The following is a 26634-nucleotide window of genomic DNA, read 5'->3' as shown; positions in this document are numbered from 1 at the left end:
CCGTGCTTTACACCGGCAAGTCCATCCTCGACGTCGCCAATGCCCACAGCTTCGCCATCCCGGCCTTCAACATCAGCGACTGGGCGATGTTCACCGGGATCATGGACATCAGCGAGGAGAAGAACGCTCCGGTCATCATCGCGATCCACCCCGACGAGGTCTCGCACATCACCACCGACCTGATCCCGGCGATGCACGCCCGCGCGCACCGCTCGAGCGTGCCGGTGGCCATCCACTGGGACCACGGCGGAACGTACGACCAGATCATCACCGCGATCAAGGCCGGCTTCACCTCGGTCATGATCGACGCCTCGCTCGAGCCGTTCGAGCAGAACGTGGCGCTCACCCGCAAGGTCGTCGAGGCCGCCCACGCCGTCGGCGTGCAGGTCGAGGGAGAGCTCGGCACCATCGGCGCGAACGACAGCTACGGCGAGTCGGGAGCGGCCGAGATCATCTACACCAACGTCGACGACGCGGTGCGCTTCGTCGAGCAGACCGGCGTCGACAGCCTCGCGATCGCCATCGGCACCTCGCACGGTCTTTACCCGGCCGAGAAGAACCCCGAGCTGCGCCACGACCTGCTCGAGCAGATCAAGGCCGCCGTCGGCATCCCGCTCGTGCTGCACGGCGGATCGAGCAACCCCGACGCGGAGCTCGCCCGCGCGGTGTCGCTCGGCATCAACAAGATCAACATCTCCAGCGACATCAAGGTGGCGTACCACGACCGCATGCGCGAGGTGCTCGGCACCGACCGCCGCCTGCGCGAGCCGAACGCCATCCAGCCCGAGTGCATCGCCGCCATGAAGGTGACCGCCGTTGAGAAGATCGACCTGTTCGGCGCCGCCGGCAAGGCCGACCTCTACTGATCGGACGGTGATCGACGTCATGGCGGAAGACCTCGTGCTCGGACTCGGCGGCACCGTCGACTACGAGATCCGGTGGGATGCCGATGTGCTCTCAGCCCTCGCCGAGAGCTACGGCATCCGTGTCGACGAGTTGACCACCACGACGCCGATCATCGACGAGCGGGCGCTCGTCGTCACCGTGCTCGCCTTCCTCGCCACCGGCGGGGGAGGCGAGCGCTTCGTGCTGTCGTCGGAGATCGTGGAGACCTTCGCCGCGCACTTCGACAAGACCATCACCCTCGGCGGGACGGGGGTGCGCGCGGGGATCGCCCTCGACCGCATCGGCGTGCCCACGGTGCAGCATCTCGTGAGCATCGACGACAACGTGCGGCGTCTGCTGCCCGCGTCGATGAGCATCGTCTCGTCGGCCACGCACGACACCCTCGACCCGCACCTCATCGTGCAGTACCCCGAAGCGACGACGGTGCGTCTGGTCGACGGGGCGGTGACGGCGCGGACGTCGAACCGCATCATCTTCGCGAACGACGCCCCGAACCGCGAGATGGCGATCGCGGCCGGCCTCGGTGACGCCCTCGCCGACGCGGCGGCATTCCTGGTGTCGGGCTTCAACACGATGCAGGATGCCGCTCTGCTCGCGTCGCGGCTCGACGATCTCGTCGCGGCGATGCGGCGCCTCCCGCCCGAGGCCCTCGTCTACTACGAGGACGCGGGGTTCTACCGCCGCGAGCTGTCGGCCCTCGTGCGCGAGCGCCTCCTGGAGCGCATCGACGTCTACGGGATGAACGAGGACGAGCTGCAGGAGTACCTCGCCCGCCCGGTCGACCTGCTCTCGCCGGCCGATGTCTGCGCCGCCCTCGCCGACGCGCACGCGCTGATCCCCGCACGGGCCCTGGTCGTGCACACCCGGTACTGGGCGATCGCGGTCGGCCCCGCAGCGGCCGCGCACCGCGCGGGCCTCGAGAGCGCGGTGCGCACGGCGGCCACGCGCTTCCGGCTCGGTGACGCCTGCACGGCGGCCGACCTCGACGACACCGCGCGCCTGGGCCGACACCCCGGCGGCGAGACGGTCGTCGCCGCCACGGAGCGCGAGCTCGGCGCGACGGGAGTGGCGGCCTTCGTCGTCGACACAGCCCAACCCACCACGATCGGCCTGGGCGACACCTTCGTCGGGGGCTTCCTCGCCGCGGTGCCCGCTGCGGCCCGACGCGCCACCGCCGTCGCCCTCGATCGGGCCCTCGACGCGGCGTGCGGCCGGCTCTGACCCACGGCGGCGGGCGGGGTCAGTGCGCCCCGGTGTCGGCATCCGGATCGGAGAACGGCCCGCACGCCGCGATCACGCGGCGAAGGCTCACGGCCGCGGCCCAGGCGTCGAGGGGTTCGTCGTGCGCCTCGAGTGCGCGAAGACGGTCGGTGAAGGTCGTCAACGCCTCCTCGGCAGCGTGCAGCTGGTCGGCCGTACCGACCGGATCGGGCGGTGTCTCGACCAGGTGCGCCACCGTCGTGATCGCTTCGGAGAGGACCCGGCGCGCGTCGGCGGGGAGCTTGGCGTCGACGGAGGGACCGCTGGTGAGGCCGGCGAGGGCGGCGGAGAGTTCCCGCGTGGCGTCGGCCGTGCCCGTCAGGGCGTCGAGGCGCCGCCGACCGAGGTCCCGCGGCGCCTGCAGCCGGCGACCGCGCGGGTTGTAGCGGCGGCTCTCGTCGGCCAGTTCGACCTCTTCGCGCACGTCGGCGAGGGTGCCGCGCAGGCGAGCCTCGGCCTCGTCGGCGGCGTCGGGGTCGAACGAGTGGCCGGCGAGCGAATCGGCGATGCTCCGCAGCGACGCGGCGAGCGCGTCGCGCAGTTCGGCGAGGCGGTCGTCGGCGCGCTTCACGCGCAGGGGCGGGACGACGACGAGGTTCACGATCACGCCGACAACGACGCCGAACGCCATGGTGACGAGGTACGACACGGAGTAGCCGTCGGGGTCGGCGCCGCCCAGCAGCAGCACGAAGAGCCCGGCGATGGCCACCCAGTCGCGGCCCACGCCGAGGGCGCGGACCCCGGCGAGGAGCACGCCGATCAGGATGACGGCGGCCACGGCGGCGATGCGCGGGACGCCGAGTCCCACGACGGCGAGGCTGGCGAGCCCCAGGCCGATGCCGATCCCCAGCCCGACCACGGCCTGCACGCCGCTGGAGGCCGATCGCGCGACCGTCGGATACATGCTGACGAGCACCCCGAGCGGCGCGTAGTACGAGTACTCGCTCTGCGCCCACGGCACGTACGGCGCGAGATACCAGGCGAGAGCGGCGGCGACGGCCGTCTTGGCGGCGAGCAGCAGGCGGTCGGCGGTCACCGCGTCGGCCCACCACCGTCGGGGGTCGAGGGCGGGGGGAACGTTCACAGGCACAGCGTGCGGGGGCGAGGCGACACCACCCCATGCTGCGTGCTCGCGCCGATCTCGTCGCGGGGGTTGCCGCCGCGCGACGGGGCGGGTAGCCCTCACCCCTTCGGGCGGTAGGCCCTCCAGAGCACCCGGGCGTGACGGGCCTTGGCGCGCTCCACGCCGTTCTCGTCCTTGCGGGCGGCGCTGATCCATTCGGCGAGGCGACTGGCCACCGCTCCGAGCACCATGCTGATGTCGGCGTGCGTCGCGGGCGGCACTGCGGCTTCGGCCGCCGGCATCCGCCCCTTCGGTCCCAGATCGTCGTCGATGTGCCGGAAGACCAGCCGCGCGACGCCGACCGCGTGGCTGTTGACGACGCAGTGCGCGGCGCCCTCGATCTCCCATCGGCGGGCGCTGCGGGCGCGCGCGACGAGACGGGAGTGCAACCGCCGCGGCGACGGGCGATCGAACTCGCCGCGCAGCAGGAGCAGGCGCGCGTGCCCCGCGCTGACGCGGTCCGAGATGCGGTAGCGGAGCATGTGGGGGAGCGCCTCGAAGAAGTACAGCACTCCGCACAGCAGGTAGGCCGAGACGGCCAGGAGGGCGATGTGCAGCGACTCTCGCACGGTCGACTGCACGAAGCGCACGGCCTGGACGAGGGCGTTGGCCTCCGCCTCGTCGACGACCGGACTCACGAGGACGGCGTGCGAGAGGTCGGGGCGCCGGGCGAGCACCTCGGTGACCACCTGCGTCCCCATCGAATGGCCGAGCAGAACGGGGTCGACGAGGTCGTAGTGGTCGAGCACGCTCTCGACCTGGTCGGCGAAGAACGCGGCGGTGGGCTGTTCTCCGGATGCCGGGACCCCACCGAAACCGGGCAGATCGAGCGCGAACACCTCTCCGCGTTCGGCGAGCAGCGGAGCGAGGAACTCGAAATAGGTCGCGGCGACGCCGATGCCGGCGATGAGGACGAAGGCGCGGTCCGCCCGCGCTCCGGTCGACATGCGCGTGACGCGCGTGCGGACCGCGCCCCGCCGGTGCGTCTCGACCTGCACGTCGATGGAGGAGGAGTCGGCCATCGATCCAGGATGCCGTACGCCACGGCATCCGCTGTCAATCCCGGACCCGACGTCGCAGGTGCGGCCTAGCCTTCCTGCATGAGCGATACTTCCCGTGAACACGAGACCCTCGGCGCACAGCGAGAGGGCGACAACCCCGCAGAGAAGGACCCGTCGGACTGGGTCACCGGTGACGAGCCGATGACCGCGCCGCAGGCCAGCTACCTCGACACCCTCGCCCGTCAGGCCGGAGAGGAGATCTCCGCCGACCTCACCAAGGCCGAGGCATCCGAGCAGATCGAGCGTCTGCAGGGCGAAACCGGCCGCTCCACCGAGTGACCCTCACCCCCTGAACGACGAGGCGTCCCCGCGACCGGATCAGGTCGTGCGGGACGCTTCTTCGTCTGCGGAGATGTCGTCGATGTCCTGCTGCTCTCCGCGCGCGATGTCGTCGAGGAAGTCGGCGACCACGCGGCGTTCGGCGGGGCCGAGGCGCGCCGCCGCGGCCACGGCGGAGGAACGACGCACCGACAGCACACGGCGGGCGGGGGATGAGGGGTCGATGGTCTCGCGGACGACGATCGACCGGCGGTCGCCGGGGTACGGCTCGCGCGCGACCCAGCCGGCGTCGGCGAGGCGGTCGATGAGCGCCGTGGTCGCCGCCGACGAGATGCCGAGCATCGAGGCGAGCAGACGAGGGGTGACGGGTTCGTCGTCGGGGGAACGCTGCAGCAGGAAGCGCAGCACCTTCGCGTCGTTGGGGCCGATGCCCAGGGAGTTCAGCGCCGCTCGCTCCGAAGCGATGCCCGAGTCGGTGAGGTCGTTGAGCGCTCTGACCACGTCGTCGGCGGAGGCCGTGTGTCGCATCTCTCCTCCTCAGGTGTCTCGGTGATCTAGTGGTTTCGAACCCGATCAAGTAGGCGACTGTTGTATTCCGCCATGCTACCTGTCGATCAACCGCAGGGGCAGGGGGCTGGACGAGCGGCTCTGACATAGGATGCCCAGGTGGAAAACGGGTCGGAAGCGTCGCGCTATTGGTACGGCGCGAGTGAAGAGGATCGCCGCCGTCGCGCGGTCGACGTGCTCCAGGCCTTCCGCGTGTACCGCGCCGCCGAGGTGGCGATGCGTCGTCGCACGCGCGAATCGATGTCGATGGGCGAGAACGAGCTGCTCGTGCTGCGCTACCTGCTGAGGGCCGCCGGCCAGAACCGACAGGTCTCGCCGAGCGAGCTCACCCGTTACCTGGGCGTCTCCACGGCGTCCACCACCGCGATCGTCGACCGACTCGAGAAGACCGGACACGTCACGCGCGTGCCGCATCCCACCGACCGCCGCAGCATCTTCATCGTGGCCACGGCCGAGAGCGACGACGAGGTGCGGGCCACGCTGGGCGACATGCACGCCCGCATGATGTCGGCCGTCGTCGACATGTCGCCCGAAGACAGTGCCGCGGTCATCGCGTGCCTCGGGCGCCTGCAGGATGCCGTGGACCAGGTCGACCCGCACCCGGTCGAGGTCGACGTCGCCCCCTGAACCCCGATCGCGAACGAGGCGAGTAGCTAGGCGGCCTTCTTTCCCCCGCAGCATTAGGCGGGCGTGACAGCGCGTGAAACCATGGGGGACATGGACGACGATTCACGCGATGCGGTGATCTCTGCGCGCTCGAGCGACGTCGTCCGCGAGGTCGACGGCGTGCTGGTCGCTCCGTTCCGCGAGGTCCTCGGTCGCCTGCGCGCGGACTACCCCGACGAAGATCCCGGCCGTATCGAGGCGATCGTGCTGCGCGAGTGGGAGGCCTTCTCGGCCGGGCGTCCGCTCGTGGTGCCGACCGCCGTCGAAGACGGGGCCCGGGAGATCCTCGGTCCGCCGCTCGTCTGAGTCACGACCCGGGGTGCTCGGGCTCGGGCACGATCAGAAGACCGCCCGAGGAGTTGGCCGAGGTGGCGAGGGCTTCGATCCACGAACGGCTCAGGAGAGCAGGCTCGGGCTCGTCGAACACGAACCGCAGCGGGATCGACGGATGCAGCCACACGGTGCTGCGGCCGACCTCCTGGTCGGGCCCGTGCGTCCACGACAGGGTGAAGCTCTCGCCGCGGCGGAGCTTGGTGGCGATGACGACCTTGACGTGCGCGAGGGCGCGGTCTTCGATCTCGATCGGCGTCGCGACGTCGCCGTAGTAGAGCGTTCCCACACCCGCAACGGTAGTCGCGACCTCGAGGGCCGATCGCGGGGGTTGATTCGCGTCCGGTGACGTGGCAATGACGGGTCGTTCCGCGGAAGCGGTCCCATCTGCGTTCCTCGGATAGGCTCGTGCGCATGGGCAGATTCATCTACGACACCGTCGCCAATGCGGTCGACATCGATGACCGCACGCTCGCGCACCTGCGCATCGTCGTGATGAACAAGCTGCGCCGGTCGGAGTCGTTCATGTTCGACGTCGAGGTCGGAGACGGCAGCGGGCGTCGCAGCTTCTGGATGCACCCCTCGGTGCCCATCCAGTTCCACTTCTACGGCAGCCGCCAGCCGCGCATCAACCGCGTGTGGGTCGAAGACCTCATGCTCGCGGCATCCGGCCCCAATGGGCTGGCGATCACTCCCGAACCGAGCGAAGACGCCCTCGTCGAAGAGGGCTGATCCGCCTCAGTGCTTCTCGGCTTCTTCGGCCGGGGTGATGTCTTCGGGCACGAGCATGATGCCGCCCGAGGAGTTGGCCGAATCGGCCAGGCGCTCGATCCACTCGCGGCTGAGCATCGTCGGCTCGGCGTCGTCGAAGACGAAGCGCAGCGGGATCGCCGGGTGCAGCCACAGCGTGCTGCGGCCGCGTTCCTCGTCGTCGCGGTGACGCCACGACAGCGTGAAGCTCTCACCGCGACGCAGCTTGGTGGAGATCACGACCTTGAGGTGCGCGAGGGCGCGGTCTTCGATGTGCACGATCGTGCCGCTGCCGCCGTAGTGAATGGTCCCCATGCGGCCCACGATACGCCAGGACACCCGGGGGGTACGCGGGGCGTCGGCGAGTGTCAAGGGCGGGGGTCGTGCACCCCGGGCGTGTCATCGTGAGGGGAATGCACGGAAGGAGGGCGCCGTGACATCTCCCCCGAATCCCTGGCACCCTGAACCTGCGGATGGCCACGACGACGATCTTCCCGACGTCTTCGACGGTCTGACCGCGATCGACGTCGTCGACGGCGAGCTCGTTCCGCGTGCTCCCGCGCCGCCGCGAGCGTGAGGCTCCCAGCGACCTCGTAGCGCTGCTGGTTACGGTCGGATCATGTCTGACCCGCTGGACGATCAGCAGATCACCGTTTCGGGGGCCGCGCTGCGCGCGATGCGCGACGAGTTCCAGCGGTTCCTCATGGAGTACCGCTTCGGGCTCGCCGAGGTCGAGACGAAGATCTCGATCCTGCGCGAAGAGTTCCAGGAGATGCACGCCTACAACCCGATCGAGCACGTCTCGAGCCGGGTGAAGTCGCCCGACAGTCTCGTCGACAAGGTGCGCCGCAAGGGCATCGACACCGACTTCGCGTCGATCAGGTCGACGATCACCGACATCGCCGGCATCCGGGTCACGTGCAGCTTCATCGACGACGCCTACCGGCTCTCCGACCTGCTCACCCAGCAGGACGACATCACCGTCCGCGACGTGAAGGACTACATCGCCCAGCCGAAGGCGAACGGCTACAAGAGTCTGCACGTGATCGTCGAGGTGCCCGTGTTCCTGTCGACCGGCAGGGTGGACGTGCCCGTCGAGGTGCAGTTCCGCACGATCGCGATGGACTTCTGGGCGAGCCTCGAGCACAAGATCTACTACAAGTACGACCGGCTCGTCCCCTCCGACCTCCTCGACGAGCTGAAGGACGCCGCCGACATCGCGGCAGAACTCGATCACCGCATGGAGCGCCTGCACCGCGAGATCCGGGGGCCGCGGCCGGGAGTCGTCTCCCTCTGAGGGCATCGAGTGGCCCGGGCGGGCCGCGGTGGTCACAATGGAGGGATGAGCGACGACGCCGCCCGCCTCGACGAGGTCGCCGCAGAGCTGCTCGCGCTGCCGCCGGCGCGCTTCACCGCGGCGCGCAACGAACGTGCCGCTGCGGAGTCGGGGGCGGTGGGCCGACGCATCGCGAAGCTGCGCAAGCCCACGGTGGCCGCGTGGGCCGTGAACCTGCTCGTGCGCGACGGGCAGCTCGGCGAGGCCGTCGAGCTGTCGCGGGCCCTGCACGAGGCGCAGGATGACCTCGACGCCGCTGAACTGTCTCGGCTGGGGCGTCAACGCCGGCAGCTGGTGGCCGCGCTCGCGCGGCGGGCCGGAGAGCTCGCGGCCGAGGCCGGAACACCCCTCAGCGCGACGGTGGCGGATGCCGTGCAGAAGACGATCAACGCCGCGGTGGTCGACGAGTCGGTGGCGGCGGCCGTGCTCACCGGGCGCCTCGTCGCCCCGATCGACCTCGCCGATCTCGGCGGGGGAGAGCTGGCGACGGCCGTCGCGGGGTCGGTTCCCGAGGCGGTTCCGGCGCCGCAGCCGCGCGACGACCTCGCCGCACGCCGGGAGCGCAAGGCCGCCGAGCGTGCGGAACGCGAAGCGGAGCGCGCGCACGCCGCCGCCGAGCGCGAGCAGACCGCGGCGGAGCGCCGACGGGTCTCGGCGCAGGAACGAGCGGAGCGGTTGCGCGAGCGCGTCGACGGGCTCCGCGCCGATCTCGAGCGCGCCGAGGCGGAGGCCGACGCCGCCGACGCCGAGCTCGACGAGCGCGAGAAGGAGAGGGCGGATGCCGCTGCGGCGGTGGCGTCGAGCCTCCGCACGCTCGAGAAGGCGCGCGCTGCGCGCAAGGAAGGAGAGCGCGGGTGAACACCGCCGTGGAGGGGATCCTCGCCGCCGCGCGGACGCGGCTGGCCGACGCCCCGCGCGAGCGCCTAGGGGAACTGCAGGAAGGGCGCCGCCTGCTCGGCATCCCGCGGGCCGCGCGCATCGCCCCGCGGGGGACGGCGTGGCATCTCGGAGCACTGCTGCTCACCGACGACGCGGTGCTGAGCACCGGCGACATCGTGCGCTCGCGCGCCGAGGTGCGCCGCGGATTCGCCGCGGAATCGCAGCGGCGTCGCGCGGAGCTCTCGGCCGCGGCCGCTCGAGGAGGCGTGCCCGAGGGCGAGACGATCCACATCCAATGGGCGCCGGTGGACCTGTCGGCGCTCGGGGAGCGCAGCGCACCGCTCGCGCTCCGGGGCGGGGAGGTGCTCGTGCGCTGGAGCGCCGCGGGCGGGTACATGCCCCTGGAGCGCTACCTCGACGAGCGCATCGAGCTACTGCGGCATCCGCCCGAGAGGGCATAGAGACCCGCGCGCATAGCCGGGGGTGGGGTGGGTGTCAACTGCCGTGACCACGCAGGTTCGCGGAAACGACGCTGGTCTATCGTGAGCGACGTGCAGCAGGTATGGCCAGGATCCAGTTATCCCCTCGGGGCCACTTACGACGGTAATGGGACGAACTTCGCCCTGTTCAGTGAAGGAGCGGAAAAGGTAGAGCTCTGCCTCTTCGATGAAGACGGAACGGAGACGTGCGTCGAGCTGATCGACGTCGACGCGTTCGTCTGGCACGCTTACCTCCCCAACATCCTGCCCGGGCAGCGCTACGGCTACCGCGTGCACGGGGAGTACGACCCCGCGAACGGCAAGCGCTTCAACCCCGCGAAGCTGCTGCTCGACCCCTACGCGAAGGCCGTCGAGGGCCAGATCGACTGGGGTCAGCCCGTCTTCAGCTACGAGTTCGGCGATCCCGACTCGTTCAACGACGAGGACTCCGCCGCCCACATGATGAAGGGCGTCGTCATCAACCCGTTCTTCGACTGGTCGGGCGACCGTCAGCCGAAGATCCCCTACGCCGAGTCGTTCATCTACGAGGCGCACGTACGCGGCCTCACCCAGCTGCACCCCGACGTGCCCGAGGAGCTGCGCGGTACCTACGCCGGCATCGCCCACCCGGTCGTCATCGAGCACCTCAAGAAGCTCGGCATCACGGCGATCGAGCTCATGCCGGTGCACCAGTTCGTCAACGACTCCACTCTCGAGGAGAAGGGGCTGTCGAACTACTGGGGCTACAACACCATCGCGTTCCTCGCCCCGCAGAACACCTACTCCTCCACCGGTGACCACGGTCAGCAGGTGCAGGAGTTCAAGGCCATGGTCAAGGCCCTGCACGCCGCCGGCATCGAGGTCATCCTCGACGTGGTCTACAACCACACCGCCGAGGGCAACCACATGGGCCCGACGTTGTCGATGCGCGGCATCGACAACGAGGCGTACTACCGCCTCGAAGACGACGACAAGCGCTACTACACGGACTACACCGGCACCGGCAACAGCCTGAACGTGGGCAACCCCCACACGCTGCAGCTGATCATGGACTCGCTGCGCTACTGGGTGCTCGAGATGCACGTCGACGGCTTCCGCTTCGACCTCGCCTCGACCCTCGCCCGCGAGTTCTACGAGGTCGATCGCCTCGCGGCCTTCTTCGAACTCGTGCAGCAGGACCCGATCGTCTCGCAGGTCAAGCTCATCGCCGAGCCGTGGGACGTGGGCCCCGGCGGCTACCAGGTCGGCAACTTCCCGCCCCAGTGGACCGAGTGGAACGGCAAGTACCGCGACACCGTCCGCGACTTCTGGCGCGGTGAGCCGCAGGCCCTCGGCGAGTTCGCCTCGCGCCTCACCGGGTCGGCCGACCTGTACGAGCACTCGGGCCGCTTCCCCGTGGCATCCATCAACTTCGTCACCGCGCACGACGGCTTCACCCTGCGCGACCTCGTGTCGTACAACGAGAAGCACAACGAGGCCAACGGCGAAGACAACAACGACGGCGAATCGCACAACCGCTCGAGCAACATGGGCATCGAAGGTCCCACCGACGACCCCGAGGTGCTCAAGCGCCGTGCGCAGCAGCAGCGCAACTTCATCGCGACGCTGCTGCTCAGCCAGGGTGTTCCGATGCTGCTGCACGGCGACGAACTCGGTCGCACGCAGGGCGGCAACAACAACGGCTACGCGCAGGACAACGAGATCACCTGGGTGGACTGGTCGAACATCGACACCCCGCTGATCGAGTTCACCGCCGCGCTCGCGCGACTGCGCAAGCAGCACCCGACCTTCCGCCGCAGCCGGTTCTTCGACGGTCGCCCCGTGAAGATGGAGGAGGGCGCTCCGGTGCCCGACGTGGTGTGGCTGCGACCCGACGGCTCGCTCATGCAGCCCGAGGACTGGGACAACGGCTTCGGCCTGGCGGTGGGGGTCTTCCTCAACGGCCAGGGCATTCGCGAGCGCGACCGTCGCGGCGAGTCGATCAGCGACGACCACTTCCTCGTGCTGTTCAACGCGGGCGACGACAAGGTCGACTTCCAGCTGCCCGACTTCGAGTACGCCCCCAAGTGGGACGCGTACGTCGACACCGCGGGCGAGCGCGCCAACACCGAGCCGCTCAACCCCGGCGAGACGCTGCCGCTGGAGCCGAAGTCGCTGATGGTGCTCCGCGAGCACCACCTGCCCGAGCCCGAGGTCGACCACTCGGTCGCGGCCTCGCTCACGGCGCAGATCCAGACGCTCGGCACTGACGACCTGCCCGGGCAGGCGCCCAAGCCGGAGCTGTGACCGAGATGCGGCATCCGCTTTCGACGTATCGCCTGCAGATCCGCGAATCGTTCACCCTCGACGACGCCGCCGAGGTCACGGATTACCTCCGTGACCTCGGGGTCTCGTGGGCGTACCTCTCGCCGATTCTCGAGGCCACGCCCGGGTCGGACCACGGCTACGACGTCGTCGACGTCACGCGCGTCGACCCCGCCCGCGGCGGCGCCGAGGGACTCTCGCGCTTCGTGCAGGCGGCGCGCGCGAAGGACCTCGGCATCCTGATCGACATCGTGCCCAACCACATGGGCGTCTCGGAGCCGCGGAGCAATTCGTGGTGGTGGGACGTGCTGCGCCAGGGACGGGCCTCGGCCCATGCCCCCGCCTTCGACATCGACTGGGAGTTCGGCGCGGGCAAGGTGCGCGTGCCGATCCTGGGCGCCGATCTCGCCGAGGTCATCGATGAGATCTCGTACGACCCGACGCCGGCCGACGACGCCCCCGACGGGCTGATCCGCTACTACGACCACGCCTTCCCGGTGGCTCCGGGAACGGGGACGGATGCCGCGGCCTCGGGCTCGCGCGACGCGATCGAGGCTCTGCTCGACGCGCAGAACTTCGAGCTGCGCTTCTGGCAGGACGAAGCGGCCGACCTCAACTACCGCCGCTTCTTCGCCGTGACGACCCTCGCGGGTGTGCGCGTCGAGCTGCCGGAGGTGTTCGAGGCGACCCACGCCGAGATCCTGCGCTGGGTGCGCGAGGGTCTCGCCGACGGCCTGCGGGTGGACCACCCCGACGGTCTCGTCGACCCGGGTGGGTACCTCGACCGCCTCTCGGCCGCCCTGCGAGAGGCGAGCGACGACGAGGTCGGTTATGTACTCGGCGAGAAGATCCTCGAGCACGGTGAAGCCCTGCCCTCGTGGTGGAAGACCGCCGGCACGACCGGATACGACGCGCTCGCCGAGATCGACCGCGTGCTCACGGATCCCGCGGGTGAGGTGCCCCTCGACGCCCTGGATGCGCGCCTGCGCACCGAGAGCGACCTGCCCGCCCTGACCGGCTGGCACGACCTCATCCACGACACCAAGCGCAAGATCGCCGACTCCATCCAGGTGTCGGAGATCCGCCGCATCGTCCGTGGCCTTCCCGCCGAGCTGCGCGAGGAGTTCGAGGCCGAGGTGCTGCAGGACGCCCTCGCCGAGATCCTCGCGTGCTTCCCCGTCTACCGCTCGTACCTCCCGGCGGGGCGCGCGCACCTCGACGCCGCCGCGGGCGAGGCCGAGATCCGCCGCCCCGAGCTCGACGACGTGATCGAGAAGCTCGTGCCGGCCCTCGCCGACACCGACCTCGAGATCGCGTGGCGCTTCCAGCAGACGACCGGACCCGTGATGGCGAAGGGCGTCGAAGACACGGCGTTCTACCGCTACACGCGGCTGGGCTCGCTCACCGAGGTGGGCGGCGACCCGGGCCAGTTCGCGCTCGACGTGCACGGCTTCCACACCGCGCAGGCGCTGCGCCACGCGTCGTGGCCGACCGCGATGACGACGCTCTCGACGCACGACACCAAGCGCGGCGAAGACACGCGTGCGCGCATCGCCGTGCTCGCCGAGATGCCCGAGCGGTGGGCCGCGCGACTCGAGGAGTTCCGCGGCATCGCCTCGACCGGGCACGGTCCCTTCGACGCGCTGCTGTGGCAGGCCATCGTCGGGGCGTGGCCGGCCTCGGCATCCACTCCCGGAGGTCTGAAGGACTACCGCGAACGCCTGCACGCCTACGCCGAGAAGGCCGCGCGCGAGGCGTCGGAGGTCACCGGCTGGTGGGAGCAGGACGAGGCCTTCGAAGAGCGCATGCACGCGCTGGTCGATGCGGCCACCGGTCCCGCGGCCGAGCGCGTGCGCGCGTTCGTCGACGAGATCTCGGCCGACGGCTGGTCGAACGGACTCTCGGCCAAGCTGCTGCAGATCATGGGCCCGGGCGTCCCCGACGTGTACCAGGGCTCGGAGCTGTGGGAGCAGTCGCTGGTCGACCCCGACAACCGTCGGGCCGTGGACTTCGCGGAGCGTCGGCGGCTGCTCGCCTCGATCGACGGGACGGATGCCGTGCGCCCGCCCATCGACGGGACCGGGGCCGCGAAGCTGCTCGTGACCTCGCGCGCGTTGCGGGTGCGGAACGACGTGCCGCTGGACGTCTACCGTCCGCTGGAGGCCGCCGGCGTGGCATCCGATCACGTCGTCGCGTTCGATCGCGGCGGGGTGTTCGCGGTCGCGACGCGCCTGCCCCACGGCCTGCGCACCGCGGGCGGCTGGCGCGACACCGTGCTGCTGCTGCCCGACACGCTGGTCATCGACGTGCTCACCGGCAAGCAGTACCAGGGCGGTCCGACCCGCCTCGGCGAGCTGCTGGCGAAGTATCCCGTCGCTCTGCTGATCTCCTGACCTGCGCGCGGCGGGGTGTGCGCCCCGTCGCGCGACGACCATCTCACGCGCGAAGGAAAGAACCCACATGAGCATCGACGTCTGGGCCCCCAAGGCCGAGCGAGTGCGGCTGCGCCGTCTCGACGACAGTGGCGACACCGTCGTCGAAGACGTGGAGATGTCGGCGGATGCCGGCGGGTGGTGGACCGCTCCGGTCGACCTCGCTGACGGCGAGCGGTACGGCTTCGTGCTCGGCGACGGCGACGACCTGCGTCCCGACCCGCGGTCGCGGCGCCAGCCCGGCGGCGTGCACGAGGCGTCGGCGTGGTTCGACCCCTCGGTCTACGCGTGGAACGACGCTGCGTGGACGGGCAAGCAGCTCGCGGGCGGGCTGATCTACGAGCTGCACCTCGGCACCTTCACCCCCGAGGGGACCTTGGATGCCGCGATCGGTCGCCTCGACCACCTCGTCGACCTGGGCGTGACCCACGTCGAGCTGCTCCCGGTGAACGGCTTCAACGGTACGTGGAACTGGGGTTACGACGGGGTGCTCTGGTACACCGTGCACGAGGCCTACGGCGGACCGGAGGCCTACCAGCGTTTCGTCGACGCCGCCCATGCCGCGGGTCTCGCCGTGATCCAGGACGTCGTCTACAACCACCTCGGACCCTCGGGCAACTACCTGCCCCTCTTCGGCGAGTACCTCCGCGAGGGCAGCCGCAACACCTGGGGCGACTCGGTCAACCTCGACGAAGACGCCGTGCGCGCCTACATCGTCGAGAACGCGCTGATGTGGATGAGCGACTACCACGTCGACGGTTTGCGCCTCGATGCCGTGCACGCGCTGCTCGACCACCGCGACCCGCACGTGCTGCAGCAGATCGCCGAGCGCACCGACGCCCTGTCGGCGCACCGCGGCATCCCGCTCACGACCATCGCCGAGAGTGACATGAACGACCCGAAGCTGATCCTCCCGCGCGAGGCCGGCGGCTACGGACTCACCGCGCAGTGGTCTGACGACTGGCACCACACCGCCCACGTCGCCCTGACCGGAGAGACGATCGGGTACTACGAGGACTTCGCCGACCTCGACGCGTTCCGCAAGGTGAGCGAGGGCGGCTTCTTCCACGACGGCACCTACTCGACCTTCCGCGAGGAGAAGCACGGCAAGCCCGTCCCCGCCGACGTGCCGAACTGGCGCCTGGTGACCTTCGCGCAGGACCACGACCAGATCGGCAACCGTGCCGCCGGCGATCGCCTCTCGCAGACGCTCGACTACGACCGCCTCGCCGCGGCCGCCGTGCTCACGCTGACGGCCCCCGGCACGCCGATGCTGTTCATGGGCGAGGAGTGGGGCGCCACCACCCCGTGGCAGTTCTTCACCTCGCACCCCGAGCCCGAGCTCGGCAAGGCCACCGCCGAGGGGCGCATCGCCGAGTTCGAGAAGATGGGCTGGGACGAGTCGACCGTGCCCGACCCGCAGGACCCCTCGACCTTCGAGAACTCGAAGCTCGACTGGGACGAGGTGGGCGAGGGCGACCACGCGCAGCTGCTCGGTCTGTACCGCGAGCTCGCGAAGATCCGCCGCGAGCGCCCCGAGCTCACCGACCCCTCGCGCGAGGGTCTGTCGGCCGCGGCCCGCGAGGCCGAGGGCGGGCGCGTGTACGAGCTGCGTCGCGGCGACCTTCTCGTCGTCGTGAACCTGTCGGATGCCGAGGCGTCGGCCTCCGCGGCATCCGGTGCCCGTGTGCTGCTGGCCACCGCCGAGGGCGTCGTGCTCGACGGCACCACGCTGACGGTGCCCGCCGGAGCGAGCGCGATCGTCGCACCGGCTCTCTGACACCCGTTCGACGGCCCCGTTCCCTCGAGGGGCGGGGCCGTCGGCGTGTGCGGGTCAGTCGCTGAGCGAGATGCGGCCCATCGCTGCCTGGATCGCCACCGCCGCGGCTCCCCGCGCCCAGGCGGAGAAGCCCGAGCGGTCGGGGTGGATCGAGACGGCGGATGCCGAGCGCTCGCGGCCGCGCGCGAGAGACGCCTCGACCTGGTCGCGCACCAGATCGAACGCCTCCACGCCTTCTCCGGCGAGCACGATGTCGGACTGCAGCGACAGGTTGACGGCGAGGGCGCACAGGGTTCCGAGGGCGTCGCCTGCGGCCTCCATGACGGTGCGGGCGGCGGGGTCGCCGGCGCGGGCGAGCGAGAGGGCCTCGTCGTACCCGACCTGCCGGCCGAGGGTGTCGGAGACCCGAGCCGAGATCGCGGTCGTCGTCAGCAGGGCGGCGGCGCAGCCGCGGTGCCCCTCGGGGCAGGCGGGTCCGTCGGCGACGAGCGGGAGGTGCCCGACGGTGCCGACCCCGGCATCGGGGGTGCGCACGGTACGTCCGTCGATCACGAGGCCGAAGCCCACTCCCGCGCCGACGGTCACGATCGCGAAGCCCGGGAGGTCGCGGCCCACCCCGAACCAGCGCTCGGCCTCGGCGAGGGCGACGACGTCGTTCTCGAGGGCGACCGGCACGTCGAGGCGCGCCGCGAGCGCGTCGGCGAGGGCGACGTCGCGCCAGCCGAGGAAGGGGGCGTCGACCGCGACCCCGTCGCGCACGGCGCCGCCCAGGCTCGCGCCGATCCCGCGGACACCGCTCAGCCCGAGGGCCGCGACCGCGGCGGCGATCTCGTCGATCACGGCCTCAGGTGTCGAACCCGACAGGCGACGGTCGGAGCGCTCACGCACCTCGGCCCGGATGTCGGTCGCGACGAGGTAGAGGTGATCGCCGGTGAGCTTGACGCCGACGAACGTCCCGCCCGTGGGCGAGATGTCGAGGGGCCGCGAGGGGCGCCCGACCGAACCGTCGACGTCGTCGTCGAGCTCGATCAGGATGCCGGCGTCCACCAGGGGGCGGGTCAGGCGGGTGAGGCTCGGCGGCGAAAGGTGCAGGCGCGCGGCGAGGGCGGTGCGCGACAGGGGGCCGTGGGTCAGCACGGCGCGGGCGACGGCGGCTTCGCTCTCGGTGAGCATCGCGCCTCCGTCCCGTTCGCCCACAGCAGGCGGGCATTTGTTTCGTGGTAGAAATAATGCCATGTCGCACACCGTCGTCGCACCCGAGACCGCTCCGGCGGCGCACCTCCGCGCAGGCGGCACCAGCGTCGTCATCGACCTCACCGCGCTGCCCGCGCCCGCCATCATTCACTGGGGGCCCGACCTCGGCGCCCTCGACGAGGATGCGCTCTCGTCGATGGTCGTGGCCGCGCGTCCGCAACGCGTCTCGGGCGGCATCGACCAGACGCCCCGCCTCACGATCGTGCCGACGGCCGCGGCCGGCTGGCCCGGCGCTCCCGGATACGAGGGAGGGCGCGGCGGCGTCGTGCAGGGAACGGTCTTCTCCCTGGCATCCGTCGACTCCACCCCCGACGCCGTGACGCTGCACCTCGTCGACGCCCAGTGCGCTCTGCGTCTGCGCGTGGATCTTCGGGTGGATGCCGCGGGCCTGTTCTCGCAGAAGCTCACCGTGGTCAACGACGGGACCGACGACCTCGTCGTTTCGACGCTGCAGCCGAGCTTCCCGCTGCCGTGGGAGGCCACCGAGATCCTCGACACCACCGGCCGCCACCTGCGCGAGCGCTCGTCGCAGCGTCACGCCTTCACCTTCGGTACGCACCTGCGCGAGAGTCGCCGCGGTCGCCCCGGTGCCGACGCGACCCTGCTACTCGCCGCCGGACGACCGGGCTTCGGGTTCGAGACGGGTCTGGTGCACGGCATCCACGTCGCGTGGAGCGGCAACCAGCGCGTGTTCGCCGAGCGGCTGCCGCTGGGCGAGGCGCTGCTCGCGGGCGGCGAGATGGCCGCGTGGGGCGAGATCGTGCTCGCACCGGGCGCCGAGGTCTCGTCGCCGCTCGTCTACGGGTCGTGGGGCGACGGTCTCGACGAGCTCGCCGCGCGATTCCACGCCACCTGGCGCGCCCGGCCGCAGCACCCGGAGCGCCCGCGCCCGATCACGCTCAACACGTGGGAGGCCGTCTACTTCGACCACCGCCTGCCGAAGCTGCTGCAGCTGGCCGACGTCGCCGCCGAGATCGGCGTGGAGCGGTTCGTGCTCGACGACGGCTGGTTCCGCGGCCGCCGCGACGACACCGCCGGTCTCGGCGACTGGTTCGTCGACGAGGGCGTCTGGCCCGACGGACTGAGCCCGCTCGCCGACCACGTCACGGGCCTCGGCATGGAGTTCGGCCTGTGGTTCGAGCCCGAGATGCTCAACCCCGACAGCGACGTCGCCCGCGCGCACCCCGAGTGGATCCTGCGTGGCCGTGAGGAGCTGCCGCCCTCGGCGCGCCAGCAGCAGGTGCTGAACCTCGCGCACCCCGGCGCGTACGCGTACATCCTCGAGCGGATGACCGAGGTGCTGCGGGCCTACCCGATCGCCTACGTGAAGTGGGACCACAACCGCGATCTCGTGGATGCCGCGACCGGGCCCGGCGGCGGCTCGGCCGTGCACGCCCACACGCTCGCCGTGTACCGGCTGCTCGACGAGCTGAAGGAGAGCTTCCCGGGCCTCGAGATCGAGAGCTGCGCCTCGGGCGGGGCGCGCGTCGACCTCGGCATCCTGGACCGCACCGACCGTATCTGGACGAGCGACTGCCTCGATCCGGTCGAGCGGCTCGAGACGCAGCGCTACACCGCCCTGGTCGTGCCGCCCGAGATGATGGGCATGCACCTGACCACCCCGCGCGTGCACTCGACCGGCCGCACGGTCTCTATCGCCTTCAGCGGAGCCGTCGCGTTGTTCGGTCACTTCGGCATCGAGTGGGACCTGACCACGCTCGATGAGCGCGACCGCGCCGTCGTGGGGGAGTGGGTCGCCCTCGCGCGGCGGGTGCGCCCGCTGGTGGCGACGGGGCGTCTCGTGAACGTCGATGTCGCCGACCCCGGCCTCGACGTGCGCGGAGTCGTCTCGGCCGATCGCGACCAGGCGTTCTTCACCATCGCGCAGACGCAGACCCTGATCGCCTCACCCGCGGGACGCGCGCGTCTGCCGGGCCTCGATCCCGACCGCACCTACCGCGTGCGCCTGGTGACCCCGGGCGGCCTCGTGCAGGAGCCCGCGCAGTCGCCCTTGCCGTGGGCCCACCTCGACACCGAGCTCACCGGGCGGCAGCTGGCCGTGGCCGGCATCCGTCCGCCCGTGCAGAACCCCCAGCAGGCGGTGGTGGTGGAGCTGACCGCTCGCTGAGCCCCTCAGGCCGAGATGGCGAACAGACCGCCGATGCCCACGGCGTAGAGCACGAGGACGACGAACGAGTCGACGCCCATGCCGATCAGCCGCCGCTGCGGGCGGAAGATCAGGCCCACGACGTACACGAGCGTCAGCAGGGCGGCGAGAGCCGTCAGGTAGATGTCGGCGGCGTTGGCGCTGGGGAGCACCGCCGTCCCCGAGATCACCGTCGCCACGAGGAAGAGCACCGGCAGGAAGGCGTTGCCGCCGAAGATGTCGCTGATCGCGAGGTTGTCGTCACCCTGGCGGATGGCCTGCAGCCCGGTCGAGATCTCGGGCAGAGAGGTCGCGAGGGCGAGCACCGTCGCGCCGAAGAGCACCCCCGACAGTCCGATCTGCGACGACGCCGCATCTCCCGCGCGCTCGAGCACCACGCCCGCGACAAGGGTGGCGAGTGCTGAGATCGAGAACACGACCACGGCCTTCTTCATGCTCATCGCCTTCGCCGGATCCTTCTTGTGTGGCTTCGGTGTGGCATCCGGTGCCCGACCGTCCTCGTGCCACGGCAGGTGCGATCCGGCGCGCTGCACGAGGATCAATCCCACGATCCACAGGGCCGCGATCAGCACGACGTCGGGGGTGAGCCGCAGCACCTCGAGTCCGCTCGGCAGCTGGCTTCCCGCGATGACGACGGCCAGGACGGCGACGACGACGAGGCCCTCCAGGACGAGGGTGAGGGATGCCGCGCGGTAGGTCAACGGCTTCACCCCGCGGCCCCGCTTGCCGAAGGCGTCGAGGATGACGAGCACGACCGTCTGCAGGGCGATCCCACCCAGGATGTTGCCCACCGCGACCTCGAGGTTGCCCGAGACGGCCGCCGACACCGTGATGGCGATCTCGGGGAGGTTGGTCGCCACCGCGAGCACGATGAGGCCTCCGAGCGCACTGCCCAGGTGCAGTCGGGCGTCGAGGACGTCGGTTGCTTTCGACAGCTGGATCCCGGCGACCCACACCACCGCCGCTGCGGCGACGAAGATCACGACGAGCAGGAAGAACGGCAGCGAGTCCACCGCCCAATTACACTCCCCGCGCCGTGTGCATCCGCCCCTCTTGCGGGACGGATGCAACGGGTCTAGTCGTCAGTCGACGCTCGGGCGGATCAGACGCAGTACCCGGACGATCACCGGCGGAAGCAGCACGACCGCGGCCACGACGAGAGCGGTCGCGCCGATCGGGCCGCTCTGCGGCTCGCCGGTGAAGCGCTCCACGGCGAGCCAGCTGAGGCCCCAGGCGAGGGCGATCGCGGGCGTCACGCGCCACGAGCTGCGCCAGGCGATCGCGAGTCCGATGAGGGCCACCACGATCAGGACCGCGATGCCGATGGCATCCGCCCCCTGCTCCCAGCTCGGCGGGACGATCGTCGTCAGCCATGCCGCGGTGTTTGCGACGGTCGCCAGGGTGACCCAACCGAGGTGGAGGCCGGTGACACCGTCGATGAGCACCGAGTCCAGGACGCCGCCCCGCGGCTCGCGGGTGGCGACCGCGACGCGGAACGTCCAGCCGAGCGCCGCGAGAAGCAGCACGATCACGACGACGGTGAGGAAGAGCGTCCCGAAGCGTGCGGCGACCAACCACAGTCCGTTGAGGGTCATCGTCAGCGCGATCAGCCAGCCGAGGGCGCGCTGGCGCGGGTTCGTGCGCTGGCGGGGGAGCGCCTGCCAGATCGAGTACGCGATCAGGCCGAGGTAGATGACCGACCAGATCGAGAACGCGGGACCGGCGGGCGCGAGGTACGAGCCGTCGGTGTTGAGCGCGCCCCCCTGCTGGTCCTGCACGGAGGAGTTTCCGAAGGCACCCGCGCCGATGACGGCCGCGATCAGCATGAACGACACGGCGGAGAGGACGACGATCTGGCGCGCGAGGTCCGAGCCCCGCCACTGAGCTGTTCCGTTCATATCTAGAACACTAGAAAAGCTAGGTAAATGGGGTGGTCGGGGTTGACATTGCCCAGTCCGGGGTGCCGTCGTGCGGACGGGGGAGGGGACACGCCGTGTGGCGACTCGTCGGGGCGGCGTGTCGTCGTCGGGATCCGCAGGACGGCAGCTGCCGCGGGTTCAGGCGCCGTCGTGCGGACGGGGAGTGTGACACGCCGGGTGGCTGGGCGTCGGGGCGGCGTGTCGTGCTCGGGATCCGCAGGACGGCGGCTGCGGGCGGCGCCGCGTTCGGCCTCCTGCCACGGCGGGCTCAGGCGGCGACGGCGCGGGCGGCGAACGACCGCAGCAGAAGCGTCGGCTGCTCGACCGTGGCCGTGCGCACCTGCGCCGACACCTCGTCGAAGGCATTGGCGTCGAAGTAGCCGGCCTCGCGGTACACGCGCATGCGGGCGACGAACGCGTCGGCGGTCGGCTCGGGGTGGAACTGCGTCGCCCACAGAGCCGTCCCGGCGCGGTAGGCCTGCACGGGGCACGCGTCGTTCCACGCCAGCAGGGTGGCGCCGGGCGGGACCGCCGCGGTGCCCTCCTTGTGCGCGGTGTACGCCTGGAAGCGGGGGTCCAGGATGCCGAAGAGCTCGTCATCCCGCCCGGCTTCGGTCAGCGCGATCTCGGCGGGCCCGGTGTCTTCGGGGTGCTCCAGCGTCACGACTCCGCCCAGCAGGCGCGTGACCACGCCGATGCCGAAGCAGGTGAACATGACGTTCGTGCGGCCCTCGATGCCGGCCGCGGCCAGACGCTCGAGGTCGCGCTCGAGGCGCAGTTGCTCGTCGGTCTTGTCGGTGGCGGTGACGTTGAACGGGCTGCCGCCCACGACCACCGCGGCGTAGCGCTCGAGGTCAGCAGGGAGGGGCTGGCGGACGAGGTCGTGGTGCACGAGGTCGTCGCCTCGCACCCCCAGCCCGTCGCGGAACGAGGCCCACTCCGCCACGGCCGCATCGCGCTGCGGGCGGGCGCAGACGTAGAGCAGGGGCAGCGGAGTCACCCAGGGATTCTATGCGGCTCGCGCCCCCGCCGAGCAGGGCTGGAAACGCAGCGACACGTGCGGCGCCTAACGGTGCGGCGCCTAACGGCTCGGCGTTCATGCGCGGGGTGCCCAAGCCGGCGGGGCGGATGCCGAGGACTCGGGGCGTCAGCCGGCGACGGGCCGCGTGAGCACGGCGATGTCGTCGAGGCGCACGCGCACGCGAGCCCCGACCGCCAGCCCGAGGTCGGCGCCGTGCTGCACGTGCACGTGGGAGCCCTCGGCGGTCGCCACCAGCGAGCGGCGGATGCTGCCGAGGAACGTGGTCTGCTCCACCACGGCATCCGTCCCCTCCTCGCCCGCGCCGACGAGCCGAACGTTCTCGGGACGCACGAACACCTCGCAGGGTCCCTCGTCGGCCGCGGCGAGCAGCGGGAGGCGTCGACCCCACACCTCGACCGTGGCGCCCGTGACGACACCGGGCACGAGGCTCGACGACCCGACGAAGGCGGCGACCTCGGCGTTCGCGGGGCGCGTGTAGAGCTCTTCGGGGCTGCCGACCTGCAGGATGCGGCCGGCGCCCATCACGGCGACGCGGTCGGACACGGCCAGCGCCTCCTCCTGGTCGTGCGTGACGAAGACGGTCGTGGTGCCCAGGCGCTGCTGGATGCGGCGGATCTCGTCGCGCAGCTGCACGCGCACCTTGGCGTCGAGGGCCGACAGCGGTTCGTCGAGCAGCAGCACGCGCGGCTCGGTCACCAGGGCCCGCGCGAGCGCCACGCGCTGCTGCTGACCGCCCGACATCTGATGCGCGTACCGATCGGCGAGGTGGCCGAGGCCCACGAGGTCGAGCGCGTCGCCCGCGCGGCGGCGGGCTTCTGCCGTGCCCACGCCACGACGACGGAGGCCGAACGCCGTGTTCTCGAGCGCGCGCAGGTGGGGGAACAGCGAGTACGACTGGAACACCATGCCGATGTCGCGCTTGTTCGTCGGCACACCCGAGACATCGCGACCGCCGATGCGCACCTCGCCCGCGCTGGCCTGCTCGAGTCCCGCGAGCACCCGCAGGGCCGTCGTCTTGCCGCAGCCCGAGGGCCCGAGCAGCGACACGAACTCGCCGGGCGCGACGTCGAGGTCGACGCCGTGCAGCACGCGCGTGGAGCCGTAGTCCTTCACGACCCCGCGCAGCTCGACGCCCGAGCTCGCGCTCGGCGCAAGCGCGGTCGCTGCGGTGTCGGGGAGGGCGCGGGCGGGGGTGTCGGCGGTGGTCATGAGGTCTTCCTTCCGGCACCGGCGCCGATGCGTCCGACGCGGCCGATGATGAGCAGCAGCACGAACGCGAACGCCAGTGCGAGCAGGGTGAAGATCGCCGCGACGTAGCCGTCCTGCTTGTTGACCACGACGAGCGCGGTCTGCAGCGTCTGGCGGTTCAGCAGCGAGGCGATCGTGAACTCGCCCAGCACGACCGCGACCGAGATGAGAGCGGCCGCGAGCAGACCCTGCCGCAGGTTGGGCACGATGACGCGCAGCAGCACCGAGCCCCAGCCGGCGCCCAGCGTGCGGGCCGCTTCGGACAGGGTCGTGATGTCGATCGCGTCGATCGACGCCTGGATCGAGCGGTAGGCGAAGGGCAGCACCAGGATGCCGTAGGCGAAGGCGAGCGTCCACGCTCCGGTGCCGAGCGTGCGTCCGATCTGCAGATAGATCGGCGTGAGCCCCACCACCAGCACGATGGCGGGGATCGAGATCGGCAGGAGGGCGACGAACTCGAACACCCGCCGGAGCCGCGGGAAGGCCAGTGCGACGAGCACGAGGGTCGGGGTGAAGAGCCCGAGCACGAGGGCGACCGTCACGGCGACGAGGATCAGGGAGTTGCCCAGCCCCGTCCAGATCGGGCGGTACTTCGCGGCGTTGGCCGGATCGAAGATGCCCGCCCAGCGATCGAACGACAGTCCTGAACCGCCGGGCAGCGGCGTGAGGGTGAACAGCGCGGTCGCGGCGAAAGGCACGGCGAAGGCGAGGCCGACGACGACCGCGATGATCCAGCGCGCGGTGCGCGGGGGAGCGAGTGGGTTCACGCCTGCCACCTCGCCGCACGGCGCTGGATGAGCGCGTAGACCACCATGACCCCGGCCACCACGACGATCATGCCGAGCGCGAGCGCCCCCGCGAGGTTCTCGCGCCCGAGCACGGTCTCGCTGGTCAGGGCGGTGCGGATCTGCAGGGGCACGATCTGCGACCCCTGGCTCGCGAGGGCCGCGGCGGTCGCGTACGACGAGAACGCGTTCGCGAACAGCAGCAGCAGGCTCGCGAGGAACGATGGGGCGAGCACGGGGATGCCGACGTGACGCCAGAACCCGCCGCGCGTGCCGCCCAGCGTCAGGTGCGCCTCGACCCACTGCGGCTTGAGGGCGGCGAGGGCGGGCATGAACGTCAGCACCATGAGCGGGATCTGGAACACGAGGTAGGCCACGACGACCCCGGGCAGGTCGTAGAGCCACACGCCGTTCTCGTACAGCGAGATGCCGGTGAGCTGACGCAGCATCACCGTCACCACCCCCTGCGCACCGATCGCCGCGATGAGCACGAAGGCGAGCATCACGCCGCCGAACTGCGCGAGCACTCCGGATGCCGCGTCGACGGCGGTCCGCACGGCACCGGTCTCGGCGAGCCCGAGCAGGGCCCAGCACACCAGGGCCCCGACGACGGAGCCGATCACCGCGGTCACGAGCGACACCCACGCGGAGTTGGCGAACGTCGACAGCACGAGCGGATCGCCGAGCGCGGCGACGTTGTCGAGGGTGAAGGCGCCGCCTCGACCGACGAAGCCCGAGCCCACCGCGAGCACGGTGGGCAGGGCGAGGAAGAGCAGCACGTACGCGGCGAAGGGGACGAGCCCGAGCCACGCCCAGCTCCGACGCGCCGCGCCCCGCGACGCCGGAGCGGGCTGCTCCGACACCGCGGGGACGACGACCTGGTCGAGAACGGTCACTGGACCGCCGTCGCCCACTTCTGTCCGAGGGTCTCGCCGGCGGTGGTCGACTGAGCCTCGGTCGGCACGACGGTGTCGCTCGGCGCCGTGGGCAGTGCCGCGGCGAGCGTCTTGTCGATCGTGCCCGCCGAGGTCATGGCCTCCATGCGCGCGGGGCGGGCGCCGCCCTTGAGCCACAGGTTCTGAACCTCGTCGCTGTAGAGGAACTCCTGCCACAGGCGCGCGGCGGCCGGGTGCGGGGCGTCCTTGTTGATCGCCTGGTTGTAGTAGCCGGCGTATCCGGTGCCCGGCAGGACCACGGTCTTCCACGTCGGCACGGCCGACGCCTGCGCGGCGTTCAGGTAGTCCCAGTCGAAGACCACGGGCGTCTCACCGCTGGCGATCGTGGCGTCGGTGGGGTCGACCTTGAGAAAGTTGCCGGCCTTGTTGAGCTCGCCGAAGAACTCGATCCCGGGGGTGAAGTCGTCGAGCGTGCCGTCGTTCTGCACGGTCGCAAGGCCCACCGCGGCGAAGGCCGAACCCGCCTGCGTCGGGTCGCCGTTGATCGCCACGGCGCCCTTGTAGGCCGGCTTCAGCAGGTCGCTGAGCTGGGTGGGCGCGGGGAAGCGCGCGGAGTCGTAGCCGATCGACATGTACCCGCCGTAGTCGCCGACGAACAGACCCGACGACTCCTTCAGCGCATCGGGGATCTCGTCGAAGGTCTGCACCTTGTACGCGGCGAATGTGTCGGTGTTCTGCAGGGCGACGGCGAGGCCGAGGTCGAACACGTCGGGCGCGGTGTCGAGACCCTCGTTGGCGGTCGCGGCCTGGATCTCCTCGGCGCTCGAGACGTCGGGCGACTGCTCGTTGATCGTGATCTCGGGGTAGCGCTGGGCGAACAGGTCGAGGATCTCGCCGTAGTTGGCCCACGTGCGCGGCAGCGCGATCACGTTGAGCTGGCCCTCGGCCTTGGCCGCGGTCTCGAGGTCGGCGAGGGTGCCGAAGGCGGCGACGCTGGTCGCGGTCTTCGCGTCGACGCCGCCGTCGGCGGAGGAGTCGGCGCTGCCGCCCGCACAGCCGGCGAGCGTGAGCGCCGCGGCCGTGACGAGGGCGAGTCCGGCGACGGTGCGGCCGGCGGAAAGGCTCGGGAATGACATGGTTTCCTCTCGGGTCTCTCGGGAGGGGCGACCGG

At 71.0% G+C, this 26634-nt stretch carries 27 protein-coding genes; 14 read left to right on the top strand and 13 right to left on the bottom strand.

Annotation, left to right across the window (positions count from 1 at the left end; all coding sequences use genetic code 11):
• Positions 1 to 2 precede the first annotated feature (2 nt).
• Positions 3 to 866 carry a ketose-bisphosphate aldolase gene (locus FS769_RS04580; RefSeq protein WP_144829946.1) on the top strand — a complete coding sequence of 288 codons (864 nt, stop codon included), beginning with the start codon at positions 3 to 5 and terminating at the stop codon, positions 864 to 866.
• A gap of 7 nt (positions 867 to 873) precedes the next feature.
• Positions 874 to 2127: an ADP-dependent glucokinase/phosphofructokinase gene (locus FS769_RS04575; protein ID WP_230704126.1), complete on the top strand. Its 1254-nt coding sequence runs from the start codon at positions 874 to 876 to the stop codon at positions 2125 to 2127.
• 19 nt (positions 2128 to 2146) lie between these two features.
• On the opposite strand, the gene FS769_RS04570 is transcribed toward FS769_RS04575, so the two are convergent.
• Positions 2147 to 3250, bottom strand: a complete 1104-nt coding sequence (locus FS769_RS04570) for an aromatic acid exporter family protein (RefSeq protein WP_186325420.1) — start codon at positions 3248 to 3250, stop codon at positions 2147 to 2149.
• Positions 3251 to 3348: 98 nt separating this feature from the next.
• Positions 3349 to 4311 carry an alpha/beta fold hydrolase gene (locus FS769_RS04565; RefSeq protein ID WP_144829940.1) on the bottom strand — a complete coding sequence of 321 codons (963 nt, stop codon included), beginning with the start codon at positions 4309 to 4311 and terminating at the stop codon, positions 3349 to 3351.
• Positions 4312 to 4389: 78 nt separating this feature from the next.
• Here FS769_RS04565 and FS769_RS04560 point away from each other — a divergent pair, with 78 nt between their 5' ends.
• On the top strand, positions 4390 to 4629 hold the full coding sequence (locus FS769_RS04560; RefSeq protein ID WP_144829936.1) for a DUF3072 domain-containing protein: 240 nt from the start codon (positions 4390 to 4392) through the stop codon (positions 4627 to 4629).
• A gap of 39 nt (positions 4630 to 4668) precedes the next feature.
• Here FS769_RS04560 and FS769_RS04555 read toward each other — a convergent pair whose 3' ends face one another.
• Complete coding sequence (locus FS769_RS04555) at positions 4669 to 5157, bottom strand: MarR family winged helix-turn-helix transcriptional regulator (protein ID WP_144829931.1); 489 nt, start codon at positions 5155 to 5157, stop codon at positions 4669 to 4671.
• 138 nt (positions 5158 to 5295) lie between these two features.
• Between FS769_RS04555 and FS769_RS04550 the strand changes: the two genes are divergently transcribed.
• Both FS769_RS04550 and FS769_RS04545 read left to right on the top strand, forming a co-directional pair.
• Complete coding sequence (locus FS769_RS04550) at positions 5296 to 5823, top strand: MarR family winged helix-turn-helix transcriptional regulator (RefSeq protein WP_144829928.1); 528 nt, start codon at positions 5296 to 5298, stop codon at positions 5821 to 5823.
• Positions 5824 to 5913: 90 nt separating this feature from the next.
• On the top strand, positions 5914 to 6168 hold the full coding sequence (locus FS769_RS04545) for a hypothetical protein (RefSeq protein WP_144829925.1): 255 nt from the start codon (positions 5914 to 5916) through the stop codon (positions 6166 to 6168).
• A 1-nt stretch (position 6169) separates the two neighbouring features.
• On the opposite strand, the gene FS769_RS04540 is transcribed toward FS769_RS04545, so the two are convergent.
• Complete coding sequence (locus FS769_RS04540) at positions 6170 to 6481, bottom strand: hypothetical protein (protein WP_144829922.1); 312 nt, start codon at positions 6479 to 6481, stop codon at positions 6170 to 6172.
• A gap of 125 nt (positions 6482 to 6606) precedes the next feature.
• Between FS769_RS04540 and FS769_RS04535 the strand changes: the two genes are divergently transcribed.
• On the top strand, positions 6607 to 6924 hold the full coding sequence (locus FS769_RS04535) for a hypothetical protein (protein WP_056226105.1): 318 nt from the start codon (positions 6607 to 6609) through the stop codon (positions 6922 to 6924).
• 6 nt (positions 6925 to 6930) lie between these two features.
• Here FS769_RS04535 and FS769_RS04530 read toward each other — a convergent pair whose 3' ends face one another.
• Complete coding sequence (locus tag FS769_RS04530) at positions 6931 to 7257, bottom strand: hypothetical protein (protein ID WP_144829919.1); 327 nt, start codon at positions 7255 to 7257, stop codon at positions 6931 to 6933.
• A 118-nt stretch (positions 7258 to 7375) separates the two neighbouring features.
• Between FS769_RS04530 and FS769_RS16770 the strand changes: the two genes are divergently transcribed.
• The 7 genes from FS769_RS16770 to treZ all read left to right on the top strand — a co-directional run bounded on the left by FS769_RS16770 (position 7376) and on the right by treZ (position 16152).
• Positions 7376 to 7519, top strand: coding sequence for a hypothetical protein (locus FS769_RS16770; RefSeq protein ID WP_186325419.1), 144 nt, complete (start codon positions 7376 to 7378; stop codon positions 7517 to 7519).
• Between the two features lie 42 nt (positions 7520 to 7561).
• Positions 7562 to 8239: a GTP pyrophosphokinase family protein gene (locus FS769_RS04525; RefSeq protein WP_144829916.1), complete on the top strand. Its 678-nt coding sequence runs from the start codon at positions 7562 to 7564 to the stop codon at positions 8237 to 8239.
• A 45-nt stretch (positions 8240 to 8284) separates the two neighbouring features.
• Positions 8285 to 9136, top strand: a complete 852-nt coding sequence (locus FS769_RS04520; RefSeq protein WP_144829912.1) for a transposase — start codon at positions 8285 to 8287, stop codon at positions 9134 to 9136.
• On the top strand, positions 9133 to 9618 hold the full coding sequence (locus tag FS769_RS04515) for a glutaminase (protein WP_144829910.1): 486 nt from the start codon (positions 9133 to 9135) through the stop codon (positions 9616 to 9618). The genes FS769_RS04520 and FS769_RS04515 overlap by 4 nt, the downstream gene beginning before the upstream one ends.
• Before the next feature lie 81 nt (positions 9619 to 9699).
• Positions 9700 to 11922: a glycogen debranching protein GlgX gene (gene glgX, locus FS769_RS04510; protein WP_230704129.1), complete on the top strand. Its 2223-nt coding sequence runs from the start codon at positions 9700 to 9702 to the stop codon at positions 11920 to 11922.
• Positions 11923 to 11927: 5 nt separating this feature from the next.
• Positions 11928 to 14333, top strand: coding sequence for a malto-oligosyltrehalose synthase (treY, locus tag FS769_RS04505; protein WP_144831889.1), 2406 nt, complete (start codon positions 11928 to 11930; stop codon positions 14331 to 14333).
• A gap of 67 nt (positions 14334 to 14400) precedes the next feature.
• A complete protein-coding gene (gene treZ, locus FS769_RS04500) occupies positions 14401 to 16152 on the top strand; it encodes a malto-oligosyltrehalose trehalohydrolase (protein WP_144829907.1) in 1752 nt (583 codons plus the stop codon).
• A 54-nt stretch (positions 16153 to 16206) separates the two neighbouring features.
• On the opposite strand, the gene FS769_RS04495 is transcribed toward treZ, so the two are convergent.
• Positions 16207 to 17325, bottom strand: coding sequence for an ROK family transcriptional regulator (locus FS769_RS04495; RefSeq protein ID WP_144829904.1), 1119 nt, complete (start codon positions 17323 to 17325; stop codon positions 16207 to 16209).
• A 61-nt stretch (positions 17326 to 17386) separates the two neighbouring features.
• On the opposite strand from FS769_RS04495, the gene FS769_RS04490 reads away from it, so the two are divergent.
• Entirely contained in the window at positions 17387 to 19534 is a 2148-nt protein-coding gene (locus FS769_RS04490; protein ID WP_144829901.1) for an alpha-galactosidase, read from the top strand.
• A gap of 5 nt (positions 19535 to 19539) precedes the next feature.
• Here the strand turns inward: FS769_RS04490 and FS769_RS04485 are convergent, their stop codons facing one another.
• From FS769_RS04485 to FS769_RS04455, 7 genes are all read right to left on the bottom strand, one after another.
• Entirely contained in the window at positions 19540 to 20586 is a 1047-nt protein-coding gene (locus tag FS769_RS04485; protein WP_144829898.1) for a sodium:calcium antiporter, read from the bottom strand.
• 69 nt (positions 20587 to 20655) lie between these two features.
• Complete coding sequence (locus FS769_RS04480) at positions 20656 to 21471, bottom strand: tryptophan-rich sensory protein (RefSeq protein ID WP_144829896.1); 816 nt, start codon at positions 21469 to 21471, stop codon at positions 20656 to 20658.
• 289 nt (positions 21472 to 21760) lie between these two features.
• Positions 21761 to 22492, bottom strand: a complete 732-nt coding sequence (locus FS769_RS04475) for a glutamine amidotransferase-related protein (RefSeq protein WP_186325418.1) — start codon at positions 22490 to 22492, stop codon at positions 21761 to 21763.
• A 147-nt stretch (positions 22493 to 22639) separates the two neighbouring features.
• On the bottom strand, positions 22640 to 23743 hold the full coding sequence (locus FS769_RS04470; RefSeq protein ID WP_144829893.1) for an ABC transporter ATP-binding protein: 1104 nt from the start codon (positions 23741 to 23743) through the stop codon (positions 22640 to 22642).
• Positions 23740 to 24549, bottom strand: coding sequence for an ABC transporter permease (locus FS769_RS04465; RefSeq protein ID WP_144829890.1), 810 nt, complete (start codon positions 24547 to 24549; stop codon positions 23740 to 23742). Before FS769_RS04465 ends, FS769_RS04470 begins: the two co-directional genes overlap by 4 nt.
• The gene (locus FS769_RS04460) at positions 24546 to 25463 is read right to left on the bottom strand and encodes an ABC transporter permease (RefSeq protein ID WP_396652405.1); all 918 of its coding nucleotides are present in this window, start codon (positions 25461 to 25463) and stop codon (positions 24546 to 24548) included. The genes FS769_RS04465 and FS769_RS04460 overlap by 4 nt, the downstream gene beginning before the upstream one ends.
• On the bottom strand, positions 25460 to 26599 hold the full coding sequence (locus tag FS769_RS04455; protein ID WP_144829887.1) for an ABC transporter substrate-binding protein: 1140 nt from the start codon (positions 26597 to 26599) through the stop codon (positions 25460 to 25462). Before FS769_RS04455 ends, FS769_RS04460 begins: the two co-directional genes overlap by 4 nt.
• Between the last annotated feature and the right edge of the window lie 35 nt (positions 26600 to 26634).

It is taken from the genome of Microbacterium sp. BH-3-3-3 (assembly GCF_007679045.1).
GTDB lineage: Bacteria > Actinomycetota > Actinomycetes > Actinomycetales > Microbacteriaceae > Microbacterium > Microbacterium algihabitans.
The sequence above is the reverse complement of the archived record's forward strand: the minus strand, read 5'-3'. Positions and strand labels throughout refer to the sequence as shown.

Coding starts and splice junctions, on each gene's coding strand:
- treY (WP_144831889.1), top strand. CDS start 11,928: ATGCGGCATCCGCTTTCGACGTATCGCCTGCAGATCCGCGAATCGTTC.
- FS769_RS04480 (WP_144829896.1), bottom strand. CDS start 21,471: ATGAACGGAACAGCTCAGTGGCGGGGCTCGGACCTCGCGCGCCAGATC.
- FS769_RS04530 (WP_144829919.1), bottom strand. CDS start 7,257: ATGGGGACCATTCACTACGGCGGCAGCGGCACGATCGTGCACATCGAA.
- FS769_RS04545 (WP_144829925.1), top strand. CDS start 5,914: ATGGACGACGATTCACGCGATGCGGTGATCTCTGCGCGCTCGAGCGAC.
- FS769_RS04525 (WP_144829916.1), top strand. CDS start 7,562: ATGTCTGACCCGCTGGACGATCAGCAGATCACCGTTTCGGGGGCCGCG.
- treZ (WP_144829907.1), top strand. CDS start 14,401: ATGAGCATCGACGTCTGGGCCCCCAAGGCCGAGCGAGTGCGGCTGCGC.
- FS769_RS04470 (WP_144829893.1), bottom strand. CDS start 23,743: ATGACCACCGCCGACACCCCCGCCCGCGCCCTCCCCGACACCGCAGCG.
- FS769_RS04490 (WP_144829901.1), top strand. CDS start 17,387: ATGTCGCACACCGTCGTCGCACCCGAGACCGCTCCGGCGGCGCACCTC.
- FS769_RS04555 (WP_144829931.1), bottom strand. CDS start 5,157: ATGCGACACACGGCCTCCGCCGACGACGTGGTCAGAGCGCTCAACGAC.
- FS769_RS04535 (WP_056226105.1), top strand. CDS start 6,607: ATGGGCAGATTCATCTACGACACCGTCGCCAATGCGGTCGACATCGAT.
- FS769_RS04455 (WP_144829887.1), bottom strand. CDS start 26,599: ATGTCATTCCCGAGCCTTTCCGCCGGCCGCACCGTCGCCGGACTCGCC.
- FS769_RS04565 (WP_144829940.1), bottom strand. CDS start 4,311: ATGGCCGACTCCTCCTCCATCGACGTGCAGGTCGAGACGCACCGGCGG.
- FS769_RS04520 (WP_144829912.1), top strand. CDS start 8,285: ATGAGCGACGACGCCGCCCGCCTCGACGAGGTCGCCGCAGAGCTGCTC.
- FS769_RS04495 (WP_144829904.1), bottom strand. CDS start 17,325: ATGCTCACCGAGAGCGAAGCCGCCGTCGCCCGCGCCGTGCTGACCCAC.
- FS769_RS04560 (WP_144829936.1), top strand. CDS start 4,390: ATGAGCGATACTTCCCGTGAACACGAGACCCTCGGCGCACAGCGAGAG.